Below are 13,841 nucleotides of genomic sequence, written 5' to 3'. Positions count from 1 at the left end.
GCTGAGGATAGGAAATTGTCCCCAAAAAGTCAATAAATCGGAGTCAAGGGTGTTGCCCTATCTCTTTTTTGACCGCCTTCGCCCCCTCCCACTCTTGCGGGGGCTTGCAGCCTTCTTGTTCAGTAGCTCAATCGCCTCGTCCAGCGTGATCTCTCCTAAACCTCGATTTTTTCCAACCGATGCATTTAGTTTTCCTCGCTTTACAAATGGCCCGTACTGACCTTTATCAAAGAATACTCGCTCCCCTGTCTTCGCATCCACCCCTAATTCAACCGGAAACCTGAGCAGTTCCAAGGCAAGCTCCAGATTTACATCCTCTAGTTGAACCCCTTTGGGGATTGATTTTCGTCGGGGTTTATTTTTTGATCCTTCCGGTTCCACAAGTTCAATATAGTGGCCATAGGTACCACTCTTGAGTAAAATCGTTTGGCCACTTTCAGGGTGAATACCCAACTGTTTGGCGGGAGCTTTTGCTGCTTTGAGAAGACCAAGCAATTTTTCATCATCAACATCGGCAGGTAAATAGTGGTCCGGGACGGTACTCCGCAACTCCTTTCCGTCAATGGTTGCCTGCACATATGGTCCATAGCGCCCCACTCGAACGATGCACTGCTTCAATTTGGGGGAATGAATCGTGGAGATTGCGCGAGAATCCACTTGATCCATGGCCATTTCTACCCGGTTCTGGAGTCCCTCCTCTCCCTGATCAATCGTGTAGAGAAACTCCTGTCCCTTTGCCCTGCCCTGTGCAATTTCATCCAAACGCTTCTCCATCTGTGCGGTAAAGCCGACATCTACGAGAGATTCGAAACGTTCCTCCATGAACGCATTCGTCGCAAATCCACGGAGTGTTGGAGCGAGTGCTGAGCCAGACTTGATTGCACTGCCCCGTTCCTGGATTGTGCTGACAATGGTGGCGTAGGTGCTGGGGCGACCAATCCCTTCCTCTTCTAATTTCCTGATCAACGATGCTTCCGTATAGCGGGCAGGAGGTTTTGTCTCGTGGTCTTTTGATTCGAGATCCACACACTGTAATGGCTGCTGAGCTTCAAGCGCTGGCAGGTACTTCTCAGTACTCTCTTTTACTTTTTCAGGGTTATCACTGCCCTCAACGTACACCAGTAAAAACCCGGGAAATAACACTTGTCGCCCGGTTGATCGAAAATGTACTGGCGGACTACCTTGAAGGGTAGCCATAGAAATCACCTTGATATCCCGCATCCTGGCATCTGGCATTTGGCTTGCGACCGTGCGTTTCCAGATCAGGTCATATAATTTCCTTTCATCTCCGTGCAATCCGAGTTGACTGGCGGTCTTCATCTCCCGGCCGGCAGGGCGGATTGCCTCATGAGCTTCCTGAGCATTCGCTACTTTGCTCTTGTACCGACGAACATGCTTACTCAAGTACTCCTCCCCATACGTACGCACAATTGCTTCACGCGCCGCAGTGAGGGCCTCCTGGGAGAGAGTAATCGAATCCGTACGCATATAGGTGATGAATCCGCGCTCGTAGAGTTTCTGAGCAACCGTCATCGTTTTGCTAGCTCCCCATCCGAACTTACGACTACCTTCCTGCTGCAGTGAAGAGGTGATAAATGGGGCCGCAGGGGTTCGCTTCCGTTCTTTGGAGGTAATGCTGGCAACACGCCAATCTGCCGAGGGGAGTTGGGCGACCAATTGATCAGCCTCCTGTTTTCCTAAAAGAAGGATCCCTGAATCTTTCAGAGATTTTTTGATCTCACCGGTATTATCATCAAAATCACGCCCCGTCGCCAACCTCCGATCTCCAAGATGCGTCATCGTGGCCTTGAATTGGTCGGTATTGGCCTGTAAGGTTGCTTCCAGATCCCAATGCTGAGCAGGCAAAAATTCCATACGCTTTTTTTCGCGCTCAACTAAAAGCCGGACCGCAACACTCTGGACGCGCCCCGCACTGGTACCTTTGCCAATCTTCCTCCATAATACCGGTGAAATCTTGTAACCTACCAGGCGATCCAAGACTCTCCGGGATTCTTGGGCTTCAACCAGATTCTGATTTACATCACGGGTATTAGTGAGCGCCTTGTCAATGGCTCTTCTTGTAATTTCGTGAAACACCATTCGGCGCACAGGCACCTTCGGTTTGAGCACCTCGATCAGATGCCAACCGATGGCCTCGCCTTCACGATCTTCGTCCGTTGCAATCAACAACTCATCAGCCTGAATGAGGGCATCCTTGAGTTCTTTGATCACCTTACGCTTGTCTGGGGGAATGATATAAAGAGGCTTAAACTCGCCGTCCTCAATCTGTACGGCAAGCGTGGCCCAGGGCTCCTTTTTATACTTGGCCGGAATCTCCTTTGCATTTCGGGGCAGATCACGGATGTGTCCCCAACTAGCCATAATCCGATATTTTGATGAAGGCAGAAACCGACTAATCGTCCTGGCCTTCGTAGGAGATTCAACAATTACCAAACTTGACATAGGGCAAATGAATTCTGGCGCCGTTCACACGCACAGCGAGATACAACGTTCCAAGATATAGACTGTATCGTTGGTGCCAATAACGATTTTTGCATTAAATTTGCTGCTCCGTGTGATGAAAATCGCCTTCACTAGACTGACTACCATTTAAAAAATTAATCATGTCCACCCAATATGTATATCGCTTCGGTAACGGAGCAACTGAAGGTTCAAAAGAAATGAGAGCCTTGCTTGGTGGCAAGGGGGCCAACTTGGCAGAGATGAGTTCCATCGGCCTGCCCGTTCCCCCTGGCTTCACCGTAACGACGGAAGCCTGTCGCTTCTACAGTAGCAACGAGCATACTTGGCCTGAAGGGCTTCGGGAACAGATTCAAGACGGAATACATCATCTTGAGAAAGCTCTTGGGCGTACGCTGGGAGATCCTGAACGTCCACTTCTCGTCTCTGTCAGAAGCGGTGCCGCACAGTCCATGCCCGGCATGATGGATACTGTGCTCAACTTGGGCCTGAACGACGATGTCGTGATGGGACTTGCCAAGGAAACCGGGAATGAGCGCTTCGCCTATGATGCGTACCGCCGTTTTATTGATATGTTTGGAGATGTCGTGATGGGAGTCCACCATCACTACTTTGAAGAAGCAATTGCTTCGATGAAAAAAGCCAAAAAAGTCACCGATGATCTAGACTTGGATGCAGAGGACCTGAAGATTCTAGTACTGGAATTCAAGTCTATCTACGAAAAACATACTGGCCATTCCTTCCCCACCGACCCGCAAATACAATTGGAGCATTCGATAAATGCAGTATTTAATTCATGGGACAGTATGCGCGCAATCAAGTACCGCCGTATTAATAAGATTACCGGCTTACTCGGTACTGCTGTCAATGTGCAGGCAATGGTCTACGGGAACATGGGGGAGAGCAGTGGAACCGGGGTCTGCTTTACCCGCAACCCTTCGAACGGAGAGCCCGAGCTTTATGGCGAATATCTGGTCAATGCTCAGGGGGAGGATGTCGTTGCCGGTATTCGTACGCCGAAACCCATCTCGGAAATGACAAAAGAATTTCCTCGACCCTATAAAGAGTTGCTGGAAATGACGACCGCACTCGAAAAACATTACCAGAACATGCAAGATATCGAGTTTACGATCCAGGATGGATCGCTCTATATCTTGCAGACCCGTAACGGAAAGCGGACCGGGCGTGCTGCCCTCCGTACGGCTGTCGATCTGGTGAACGAAGGGATCACCGACAAGGTCACCGCCGTCCGTGATCTCGTTGAGCCTGGGCACCTTGATCAACTGCTCCATCCAGGATTCAAAGATGAGCTTGCCTATCAGGATGACGTCCTGGCTACCGGATTACCCGCTTCACCTGGAGCTGCAGTCGGACGAGTTGTTTTTACAGCGGACGAAGCTGAGGCCTGGGCCAAAGATGGCAAAAAAGTGATTCTGGTCCGCATTGAAACGAGCCCGGAAGATGTGGGCGGGATGGATGCGGCCCAGGGAATCTTAACTTCAAGAGGTGGAATGACCAGCCATGCAGCCGTCGTGGCACGTGGTTGGGGAAAACCGTGTGTCGCAGGCTGCGGAGATATCGTGATCAGTTATGCAACCAAATCTTTTAAGGTTGGACACAAGATTATCCACGAAGGGGACTGGATTAGCATTAACGGTTCATCTGGTGAGGTCATTCTTGGGGCTCAAGAACTTGTCAGTGCCCAAATGAGTGAAGATTTTGCAACCTTCATGGAGTGGACGGATGAGGTTCGTCCAATGGGAGTCCGAACCAATGCTGACACCCCGGAAGATGCAGAAAAGGCTATCACTTTTGGAGCTGAAGGGATTGGGCTCTGCCGCACGGAACACATGTTCTTCGAAGGACATCGTATCCAGAATGTCCGGGAAATGATCTTGGCTGAATCCGAAAGCGCGCGTGAAGCAGCGCTCAGCAAATTACTCCCCTTCCAGAAGGAGGACTTCTTTGGAATCTTCCAAGCGATGTCCGGTATGCCAGTCACGATTCGCTTACTGGACCCACCGCTCCATGAATTTCTCCCTCATGATCAAGCCGGCAAAGCGGAAATGGCCGAACTGATGGGTGTCCCTGTCGGCGAAGTGGAGGCGAAAATTGAGGAACTTCACGAATTTAACCCGATGCTTGGGCATCGCGGCTGCCGCCTCGGGATTACCTTCCCCGAAATCACGACCATGCAAACACGGGCAATTATTGAGGCAGCTGTGGAAGCCAAAAAGGCGGGAATTGATCCTCACCCAGAAATCATGGTGCCTCTGATTGGAACGGTAGAAGAATTTCGGAATCAGAAAGCCCTGATTCAGGAAACTGCAGAGACGGTATTCAAAGAAACGGGGACCCGTATAGAATATCTGATTGGAACCATGATTGAGGTTCCGCGAGCAGCATTGACTGCAAAAGAGATCGCAAGGGAAGCAGACTTCTTCTCCTTTGGCACGAATGATTTGACACAGATGTGCTTCGGGTATAGCCGAGATGATGCTGGAAAATTCCTGCCCGGGTACGTAGAGCAAAAGATTCTGCCGGATGATCCGTTCCAGGTTCTTGATCAGGAGGGGGTCGGCCAGCTTGTTCAAGTCGCTACTGAGGGTGGCAAAAGTGCCAATACCGGCTTAAAGGTTGGCATTTGTGGAGAGCATGGCGGAGAACCACAGTCCGTTGCATTCTGTTACCGCCTGGGGCTGGATTACGTGTCTTGTTCTCCGTTCAGAGTTCCGATTGCGCGGCTGTCTGCGGCGCAGGCCCATTTGGCAGAGAAATAAGCCGACACATACGCTAAGGGATCGGCCTTTCGGTTACATCCGTGCCTGAAAGGCCGATTTCGCAAGCTCCACACCTGACTCAGGAAGCTGGTGGGAGTACTCTTCAGGAGATAGCAGGTCTACTCTGGTGGGTTTCCACGCGGAACGAAGGCCTGAATTCCCGTGATCGCACGCCCGAGTATAAGGCCGTGAATATCATAGGTGCCCTCATAAGTATTTACGCTTTCTAGGTTGACCATATGGTGAATTACCCGAAATTCGCCACTGATCCCATTACCGCCCAACATATCGCGTGCAGTTCTCGCAATCTCTAAAGCGGTATTGCAATTGTTGCGCTTAGCCATCGAGACCATTTCTGGGATGGCCTGATCTGCGTCCATGAGTTCGCCAACCCTCCACGCCAATAGCTGCATTTGCGTGATGCTCGTAAGCATGTTGGCCAGCTTTGTTTGTACGAGCTGCATCGCTCCAAGCGAATGTCCAAACTGGCTTCGCTCCATCACATACCGACGTGCTCGTTCAAAGCAATTTTCTGCCGCTCCACAGGCTCCCCAGACGATGCCGTAGCGAGCACTATTGAGACAGGTGAATGGTCCCCGGAGTCCCCGAACCTCCGGGAATACCCTTGCATCTGGAACGAATACATCACGAAGTACAATTTCTCCCGTTATGGAAGCCCGGAGGCTCATCTTATTGCCGGTCTTTGGAGTTGTAAGTCCTTCGCTATCCCGCTCTACGAGAAATCCCCGAATGACACCCGGATCCTCCTTGGATTCCTTTGCCTTCGCCCACACGACCGCGATATCTGCAATTGGAGAGTTGGTGATCCACATTTTCGCTCCATTCAATCTCCAACCGCCGGAATCGCGGACCGCCGTCGTTTCCATTGAGCCGGGATCAGATCCATGATTCGGTTCGGTTAATCCGAAACAACCTATGATCTCTCCTGTGGCTAAACGAGGAAGAAAGGTCGTCCGCTGCTCCTCTGTGCCAAACTTCCATATGGGCAGCATCACCAAGGAGGATTGTACCGACATAAATGAACGGTATCCCGAGTCTATCCGCTCCAGCTCACGCGCCACCAATCCATAGGCCGTGTAACTGACTTCAGCACCGCCATACTTTTCAGGAATGAACGCCCCCAGGAGTCCAATCTCCCCCATTTCTTTTGCGATTTCCGTGTGGAAAATCTCGTCTTGGTTGCCCTCCAGTGCACGGGGTTCAAGCTTTTCCTGTGCATATCTTCTGGCAGATTTCCGGATCAGATCTTCCTCTTCGCTCAACGTGCCCTCCAGATAAAGCACATCATCAATCTTCAGCGACATATTTTCGGTTCTGGGTATGTTTGGGTTGAATGAATCTCACTCATCATCGTCTCCCAATCTTTTGCAACATTTTCAACTCTCCCCCGGCTCGTCTCACCTCGAATGGAGTATCAATTACCCGAATGCCCGAGGGTTGATCCTCTCTCCCGGCGGATAGATCCATAAAAGCCGTTCGTACATCATAGCCAGAATACAGTTCATCCGCAACATATCTATTATCTTAGGGTTGGAAATGCCGTCTCTAAAAAATTTGCACTGCTGCGATGCGACTGGGATTTAGTGGAATTTTGTTCTTTTTGATCGCCTTCTCTACAACGGCACCTGATCTGCACGCCCAAGGCTTCCCGCGCCCCAGGTTGGGGGTCGGAATGAGCGCGGTAGTGGGGACCGGAGATCAGGCGGTCGGCATCGGAATAGATACACGTCTTGCCTGGGTGGTAAACGCAGATCTCTCGATTGGCACCAGTGCCAACTTCGTCAACTATATCCTGAAGGGCCGGGATGACGCGGCTTACTTTTTTCATCCGACGGTTACGGCTATTGTCACGTTAGATGCTGCAGATGTACGCTCACCCTATCTGATTTTTGGGCTTGGTGCGAATATAACACTGGGCGGCGATGCCGACTCAGCCGAATCTGGCCCTTCGATCAATGCTGGTATGGGATGGGCATTCTCGCTCCAGGCTACATCTCTGTATGTCGAATTTATCCCTTCTTTGATTGTAGTTGAATCATCAGTTGAAATGCAGCTTCCTGTCCGCTTCGGTGTCATTCTATAAGACCCTGATACGGTTCGCTGACCGCAGTCTCGGTTCGTTAGTTGGACATATATGCCTGCGACCTGTAGATTCTCCCTGACCTGCTGCCGTTGATCCCAATCGCTTGTGATGATGCTCGCGGGTTGGTAAACAAATCAAGAAACTCCCCGCTCAGGATGCAATGATAATCCTGATGTCTAATCCCATCACTGATTCGCTGGCGCAATGGATCTGAGCCGCCAGAGTGCATCCCTCTATGTGCATATCCCTTTTTGCACGCAGCGATGCTCGTATTGTGATTTTTACTTCGTGACCACAAAGCATGGCCACGACAAATTCGTTGACGCACTTTGCCTAGAAATCACACAGGTCGCTCAGAATTTTCCCGATACACGCTTGTCCACTGTGTATTTCGGGGGAGGCACACCCTCACGCCTGTCCCCACAAGCAATCGCCCAGATTCTGATGCAAATTCATACCTGCTTTGATATGCACTCGGTTTGCGAAATTACACTGGAAGCAAACCCGGAGGATATCACCGCTACAGGGCTCGAAGAACTCAAAAATGCCGGGATTACCCGAATCAGCCTTGGTATTCAATCTTTCAGGGATGAAGAGTTACGTTTTATGAACCGGTGCCACAGCTCAGAGCAGGCATCCCATGCCTGCGACCTAATCCATGCAGCCGGATTTGCCAGTTGGTCCCTTGATTTAATCTTTGGAATTCCGGGAGCATCCGCACAGGGATGGCAGGATAATTTGCAGCGTGCCGCAGAAACTGGTGTGCCGCATATTTCCACCTATAGTCTAACGATTGAACCACGTACATCCCTGCATAAGCAGGTTCAGAGGGGGATCGTCAAACCGGCCCCCGATGAACAAGTAGCCGATCAATTTCAGCAGGCAATGGTCACGCTGAAGTCCTTCGGACTCGAGCACTACGAAATATCAAGCTTTGCACGTCCAAAACATCGCTCAGAACACAATATGCGTTACTGGCACCACACGAACTACCTTGGAATCGGCCCCAGTGCTCATTCATTCTGGTGGCAGGATGGGCAGGCTCTCAGATGGGAAAATGTCCGAAATCTACGTGCCTACACCGAGATGGTAACCAAAGAATATTCCCCTGCAGGTAGCAGAGAAACCCTTTCCGATCATGACCTGACCCGAGAGAGAATCATGCTGGCACTCCGCACATCTGAAGGGCTTGATCTGGAACACCTCAGGAAGAGATATGGCTTCGATCTTATTGGACATAAGCAGAAAGAACTGGAAAAAATGGTCCTCCAAGGCCTGATTATCCAGCATGGAACGTGCATACGGCTTACTACAAAAGGGATGCACGTATGCGACGGCCTGACAACAGAATTATGGCCTGGCTGAACCAGCCATATAGGATTCGGTTGAAACACCGGACTGCAACCTGTTACGCCCGTATGAGACACATACTTATCGCCGTCATTGCCGTGATTGCGCTCCAAGGATGCTCAGAAGAACCCGTTGAACCTGCGGTGGGAGAACTTGACTTTGTCGGTAGCAATGGAGAGATCATCCGAACGATTGAGATTGAATTCGCAGAGGATGATGAGAGCCGTGAAACCGGCTTAATGCACCGCCGTCAACTCTCACTCAGTCAGGGAATGCTGTTCATTTTCCCGACTCCTGACTCTCTGAGCTTCTGGATGGCAAACACGCCTATTCCACTGGACATCATATTCATTGGGGCGGACTCAGCGATCGTCAACATTGCGAAACGCACGACCCCTCTTTCGCGTGAATTTATCCGCTCCACAGATCTTGCTCAATACGTGGTCGAAGTACGCGGAGGCTTCAGTGATCGCTTTGGCATCGACACCTCAACACGTATACAGTGGCGAAAAACAGAGAATACAGAATGAAATACCATTTTGCTCCCTTGATTCTTCTCATTGTCCTGGCATCTTCATGCCAAAACTCGCCTGAGCCAACTCCGGCAGCACCTGAAATTCCATTCAGGGTTGATGGGTCACTTGATTTCGTGCGGGTGGGCGAAACTCTCCTCTCCCTCGACATCGAGATTGCAGACACGGACTCGCTTCGTGAGCGGGGGATGATGCAGCGGACCTCATTTCCACCGGAATCGGGGATGCTGTTTCTGTTTGATCAGCAGGAAATCCGACAATTCTGGATGGGGAATACCCCACTGTCTCTAGACCTTCTCTTCATTTCCAACGATTCGACCATTGTGGATATTGCGAAGTACGCACGACCATACTCAGATGAGCCAATCGTGGGAGGCGCACCGGCACAGTTTGTGTTGGAAGTCCCTGGTGGTTTTGCTGATACAAGAGGAATCGTAGAAGGTGACCAGGTGCGCTGGGTTCGTCACTGACCGATTACCGCTTTCCCTTCCGAAAACTCCACTCGTTATGTCGAATCTCGGATGGAGCCCAGGCAGCAGGAGAAATACGTTCTAACGTTCGGTCCTACAGACCGAAGGATTCTCCACATGCACAGGTTCTAGCCGCCTGTGGGTTGGAAAAATGAAATCCTTTCCCCTCTAACCCATCCGTAAAATCCAGTTCTGTCCCGTCGAGATACATTCCGCTGCGCCGATCTACGACAATGGACAATCCATCCAGATCAATCTGGGAATCCCCTTCCTTTACTTCGGTGTCCCAACCTAAATCATACGTGAGCCCCGAGCAGCCGCCCTGAATAACTGCCAATCGCACATAGGCTTCATCCAGATCAACGTTTTCCTGCATGGCTACCATACGAATCTGCTCACCAGCCCGCTTTGTTATCTTCAGAAACATCTGTGAATTGCTATTGGAGTAGACATTAATCGACCGCTGCATACAGGAACGAAGATAGATGCAGAAGGTTTACCGAACTGATCTCATCAGATTGCGTGTTACGCATCTTAGATGCCCCTGCACATAGCCATCAATTGACATGAACACGGATACTCAGTACCTGCATCAAGTAGCCGAAAGCGACTACGAGCATGGCTGGTCGACGGATATTGCCTCCGATACGATCCCGAAGGGATTGAACGAAGACGTAATTCGACTGATTTCGGCCAAGAAGCAGGATCCTGACTGGATGCTGGAGAGCCGTCTCCGAGCGTTTCGACACTGGCAGAAACTGGCATCCGATACAGACAAATATCCCCGCTGGGCACATCTGGACTATCCTGAAATTGATTTTCAGAATATCAGTTATTATTCCGCTCCAGGGAGTAAACCCCGCTACGAGAGTCTGGATGAAGTGGATCCTGAATTGCTGAAAACCTTCGAAGCACTGGGAATTCCTCTTGAGGAGCAGAAAGTGCTTGCCGGTGTCGCTGTAGATGCGGTTGTAGATAGCGTCTCGGTTGCCACAACCTTTAAGGAAGAGCTGGCCAAGCTCGGGATTATATTCTGTTCGTTTACTGAAGCCATCGAGAATCATGGTGACTTGGTCCGCAAATATATGGGGAGCGTGGTTCCCCATACCGACAATTTTTACGCGGCCCTGAACGCGGCTGTATTTAGCGATGGCTCGTTCTGCTATATCCCGCCCGGAGTTCGCTGTCCAATGGAATTGTCCACCTATTTCCGGATTAATCAGGCAGGGACCGGACAGTTTGAGAGAACCCTGATTGTGGCCGAAGAGGGATCCTATGTGTCCTATCTCGAAGGCTGCACAGCTCCACGCCGAGACGAAAATCAGCTCCACGCCGCCGTCGTTGAGATTATTGCACATAAAGACGCCGAGGTAAAATATTCAACCATCCAAAACTGGTATCCCGGCAATGCCGATGGAAAAGGAGGCGTGTTTAATTTTGTGACCAAGCGAGGGATTTGCGAAGGAGCCGGATCCAAGATCTCATGGACGCAACTCGAAACGGGATCTGCAATCACCTGGAAGTACCCCAGCGTGATTCTGAAAGGGGATCATTCTATCGGGGAATTTTATTCTGTCGCGTTTACAAAAGGGCGGCAACAGGCCGATACCGGGACGAAAATGCTCCACCTCGGCCGAAATACATCCAGTACAATCATCTCCAAAGGGATCTCCGCGGGGCAATCCAATAATAGCTATCGTGGATTAGTGCGCATCAACAAGAAAGCCGAGAATGCTCGGAATTTTGCGCAATGCGACTCCATGCTTTTGGGAGACCGTTGTGGAGCCCATACTTTTCCGTACCTGGAAATATATAATCCAACCGCACAGGTAGAACATGAAGCAACGACGAGTAAGGTGGGAGAAGATCAAATGTTCTACTGCCAGCAGCGGGGAATCAGCGAGCAAGATGCTATCAAGCTGCTGGTAAGTGGATTCTGCCAGGAAATTCTAACCAAATTGCCGATGGAGTTTGCCGTAGAGGCACGAAAACTCCTGGCCATTGAACTTGAAGGATCCGTTGGGTAAATATTCACTCGCGGATCATACTTGATCAATATCATAGGGAATGACACCAATTTTAGAAATCCGGGGGCTGCGGGCCTCCGTTGAAGATATGACCATCCTTAAAGGCGTTGACCTCTCGGTAAATGCCGGCGAGGTTCATGCCATTATGGGACCAAATGGTTCAGGCAAAAGCACCTTGGCCTCCATCCTCGCAGGACGTGAGGATTATGAGATTGACAGCGGCTCCGTACATTATCTTGGAGAGGACCTCCTGGAGATGGATGTGGACGAGCGCGCCCGCGAAGGTGTGTTCCTGGCCTTTCAGTACCCCGTTGAATTACCTGGGGTCAGCATGATGAATTTCTTGAAACAGGCCGTGAATTCCGTGCGGGAACACCGCGGACAAGAGCCTTTGGGTGCTGCTGCACTGCTGCGCCTTGCCAAGGAAAGAGCAGCTCTGATCGAGTTGAATCCCCGCCTCAAACAGCGCTCGGTAAATCAGGGCTTCTCAGGTGGAGAAAAAAAGCGGAATGAAATCTTCCAGCTGGCCATGCTTGAACCTACAATGGCCATCCTGGACGAGACCGATTCCGGGCTCGATATTGATGCACTACGACGTGTTGCACACGGCGTCAACCTGTTGCGAACCCCCGAGCGTGGATTTTTGATTATCACGCACTATCAACGCCTTCTGAATTATATCGTACCTGACTTTGTTCATGTGATGGTCGACGGACAGATTGTTCAATCCGGTGGTAAGGAGCTCGCAATCAAGCTTGAAAAACGCGGCTATGATTGGGTTCAAGATCAAGTACCTGCTTAGACTATGCCCGAATTGATAGATCATCGTGTAGAAGATCGTTTCCTGGCGGTCTATAAGCGCTACCAATCCCTGAATGGTACGGCAGATCCGCTTTCTGACCTCTCAGAAAAGGCAATTGAGTGCTTTGCACAGACTGGCTTTCCTGAACGAAAGAATGAATCCTGGAAGTACACGAATGTGACACCGATCATCAGTCGAGCCTATCAAATTGCGGAAGCGGACCAGGCTCCGGCTAAGGGACTTGATGTATTGGACACGCCGCATGTGGCAGTATTCGTGAACGGCCGCCTCGCACCCGAGCAGTCCCGGCTTGATCAAGTTCCTGCAGGAGTTTCTATCGAAAGCCTCTCTACGGCCGCGGAAAAAGATATCGTTCAAGCATACTTGGGGAGTCATGCAGACTATGCTGAAGATCCTTTTGTGGCCTTGAATACGGCATTCATCAAAGATGGAGCTGTCATCACCGCTCTTCCCGGCATCAAACTTGATCACCCAATTCATATTCTTCACGTTGTTACATGCAACGAACCCACCCTGGTGCAACCGCGAACCTTCATTCATGCGGCTGATGGTGCCTCCATACAGGTTTTGCAATCGACTGAATTTGCGGGCTCAGCTTCTCTGCTGATGAATGCGGTCACGGAGATTCATGTCGGAAAGGAAGCGCATGTTGACTATCTGGATTTACAAGTGGGAACCCCCGCGGTCAGTCGTATTACTAACCTGAGCGTATACCAGGAAACTCAGAGCAGATTTTATAGTGGTACATTTACGTTCGGGGGCGAGTTGACCCGAAATAATCTGTCAATCCTCCCCAATGCGGAACACTGTGAGAGTCTGCTTCAAGGACTGTTCATGGCACGTGGACGCTCTCATGTTGATAATAACACACTCGTTGACCACGCGAAACCAAACTGTTACAGCTCCGAGTACTACAAGGGGATTCTGGACGATCACGCAATCGGCGTATTCAACGGCAAGGTTCTCGTGCGTGAGGATGCACAGTTGACCAATGCCTACCAGACAAATCGGAGTATTTTACTCTCAGATACTGCACGGATGTATTCTAAGCCGGCTCTGGAGATCTATGCTGACGATGTCAAATGCTCTCATGGAGCAACGACTGGTCAGTTGGATAAAGATGGGCTCTTCTACCTCCGTTCCCGTGGGATCTGCGAGGAAGAAGCTCGTCGACTCATGTTGATGTCATTTGCTGGCGATATTATCGAAAAAGCGCCTGTTTCGGCGATGCATGAAACGCTCTATAACCATGTGGAGCGCATGTTGCGTTAAC

The 13,841-nt window shown here is 50.5% G+C and carries 11 protein-coding genes; 8 read left to right on the top strand and 3 right to left on the bottom strand.

Annotated features, from left to right (window positions below):
* Window positions 1-57: 57 nt before the first annotated feature.
* Entirely contained in the window at window positions 58-2,463 is a 2,406-nt protein-coding gene (topA, locus tag F4Y64_00415; protein MXX96073.1) for a type I DNA topoisomerase, read from the bottom strand.
* Window positions 2,464-2,624: 161 nt separating this feature from the next.
* Here topA and F4Y64_00410 point away from each other — a divergent pair, with 161 nt between their 5' ends.
* On the top strand, window positions 2,625-5,261 hold the full coding sequence (locus tag F4Y64_00410; protein MXX96072.1) for a pyruvate, phosphate dikinase: 2,637 nt from the start codon (window positions 2,625-2,627) through the stop codon (window positions 5,259-5,261).
* A gap of 119 nt (window positions 5,262-5,380) precedes the next feature.
* Here the strand turns inward: F4Y64_00410 and F4Y64_00405 are convergent, their stop codons facing one another.
* Window positions 5,381-6,586, bottom strand: coding sequence for an acyl-CoA dehydrogenase (locus F4Y64_00405; protein ID MXX96071.1), 1,206 nt, complete (start codon window positions 6,584-6,586; stop codon window positions 5,381-5,383).
* Between the two features lie 263 nt (window positions 6,587-6,849).
* Here F4Y64_00405 and F4Y64_00400 point away from each other — a divergent pair, with 263 nt between their 5' ends.
* The 4 genes from F4Y64_00400 to F4Y64_00385 all read left to right on the top strand — a co-directional run bounded on the left by F4Y64_00400 (window position 6,850) and on the right by F4Y64_00385 (window position 9,718).
* A complete protein-coding gene (locus tag F4Y64_00400) occupies window positions 6,850-7,365 on the top strand; it encodes a hypothetical protein (GenBank protein MXX96070.1) in 516 nt (171 codons plus the stop codon).
* A gap of 204 nt (window positions 7,366-7,569) precedes the next feature.
* Complete coding sequence (hemW, locus tag F4Y64_00395; GenBank protein ID MXX96069.1) at window positions 7,570-8,730, top strand: radical SAM family heme chaperone HemW; 1,161 nt, start codon at window positions 7,570-7,572, stop codon at window positions 8,728-8,730.
* Window positions 8,694-9,245 carry a DUF192 domain-containing protein gene (locus tag F4Y64_00390; protein ID MXX96068.1) on the top strand — a complete coding sequence of 184 codons (552 nt, stop codon included), beginning with the start codon at window positions 8,694-8,696 and terminating at the stop codon, window positions 9,243-9,245. The genes hemW and F4Y64_00390 overlap by 37 nt, the downstream gene beginning before the upstream one ends.
* A complete protein-coding gene (locus tag F4Y64_00385; GenBank protein MXX96067.1) occupies window positions 9,242-9,718 on the top strand; it encodes a DUF192 domain-containing protein in 477 nt (158 codons plus the stop codon). The genes F4Y64_00390 and F4Y64_00385 overlap by 4 nt, the downstream gene beginning before the upstream one ends.
* A 94-nt stretch (window positions 9,719-9,812) precedes the next feature.
* Here the strand turns inward: F4Y64_00385 and F4Y64_00380 are convergent, their stop codons facing one another.
* Window positions 9,813-10,145: an iron-sulfur cluster assembly accessory protein gene (locus tag F4Y64_00380; GenBank protein MXX96066.1), complete on the bottom strand. Its 333-nt coding sequence runs from the start codon at window positions 10,143-10,145 to the stop codon at window positions 9,813-9,815.
* A gap of 139 nt (window positions 10,146-10,284) precedes the next feature.
* Between F4Y64_00380 and sufB the strand changes: the two genes are divergently transcribed.
* From sufB to sufD, 3 genes are read left to right on the top strand one after another with little or no spacing between them, the layout of a single operon-like run.
* Window positions 10,285-11,745, top strand: coding sequence for a Fe-S cluster assembly protein SufB (sufB, locus tag F4Y64_00375; GenBank protein ID MXX96065.1), 1,461 nt, complete (start codon window positions 10,285-10,287; stop codon window positions 11,743-11,745).
* A gap of 40 nt (window positions 11,746-11,785) precedes the next feature.
* Window positions 11,786-12,547 carry a Fe-S cluster assembly ATPase SufC gene (sufC, locus tag F4Y64_00370; GenBank protein MXX96064.1) on the top strand — a complete coding sequence of 254 codons (762 nt, stop codon included), beginning with the start codon at window positions 11,786-11,788 and terminating at the stop codon, window positions 12,545-12,547.
* 3 nt (window positions 12,548-12,550) lie between these two features.
* Entirely contained in the window at window positions 12,551-13,840 is a 1,290-nt protein-coding gene (sufD, locus tag F4Y64_00365) for a Fe-S cluster assembly protein SufD (protein ID MXX96063.1), read from the top strand.
* Window position 13,841 lies beyond the last annotated feature (1 nt).

The sequence above is a fragment of the Rhodothermaceae bacterium genome (genome assembly GCA_009838195.1).
Classification (GTDB): Bacteria; Bacteroidota; Rhodothermia; order Rhodothermales; family Bin80; genus Bin80.
Note: the sequence above shows the minus strand (reverse complement) of the source record. Positions and strands in the feature narration are given on the sequence as shown.

Bases quoted from the DNA above. Each gene is read 5' to 3' on its own strand.
- topA (MXX96073.1), bottom strand. From the start codon at position 2,463: ATGTCAAGTTTGGTAATTGTTGAATCTCCTACGAAGGCCAGGACGATT.
- F4Y64_00410 (MXX96072.1), top strand. From the start codon at position 2,625: ATGTCCACCCAATATGTATATCGCTTCGGTAACGGAGCAACTGAAGGT.
- F4Y64_00405 (MXX96071.1), bottom strand. From the start codon at position 6,586: ATGTCGCTGAAGATTGATGATGTGCTTTATCTGGAGGGCACGTTGAGC.
- F4Y64_00400 (MXX96070.1), top strand. From the start codon at position 6,850: ATGCGACTGGGATTTAGTGGAATTTTGTTCTTTTTGATCGCCTTCTCT.
- hemW (MXX96069.1), top strand. From the start codon at position 7,570: ATGGATCTGAGCCGCCAGAGTGCATCCCTCTATGTGCATATCCCTTTT.
- F4Y64_00390 (MXX96068.1), top strand. From the start codon at position 8,694: ATGCGACGGCCTGACAACAGAATTATGGCCTGGCTGAACCAGCCATAT.
- F4Y64_00385 (MXX96067.1), top strand. From the start codon at position 9,242: ATGAAATACCATTTTGCTCCCTTGATTCTTCTCATTGTCCTGGCATCT.
- F4Y64_00380 (MXX96066.1), bottom strand. From the start codon at position 10,145: ATGTTTCTGAAGATAACAAAGCGGGCTGGTGAGCAGATTCGTATGGTA.
- sufB (MXX96065.1), top strand. From the start codon at position 10,285: ATGAACACGGATACTCAGTACCTGCATCAAGTAGCCGAAAGCGACTAC.
- sufC (MXX96064.1), top strand. From the start codon at position 11,786: ATGACACCAATTTTAGAAATCCGGGGGCTGCGGGCCTCCGTTGAAGAT.
- sufD (MXX96063.1), top strand. From the start codon at position 12,551: ATGCCCGAATTGATAGATCATCGTGTAGAAGATCGTTTCCTGGCGGTC.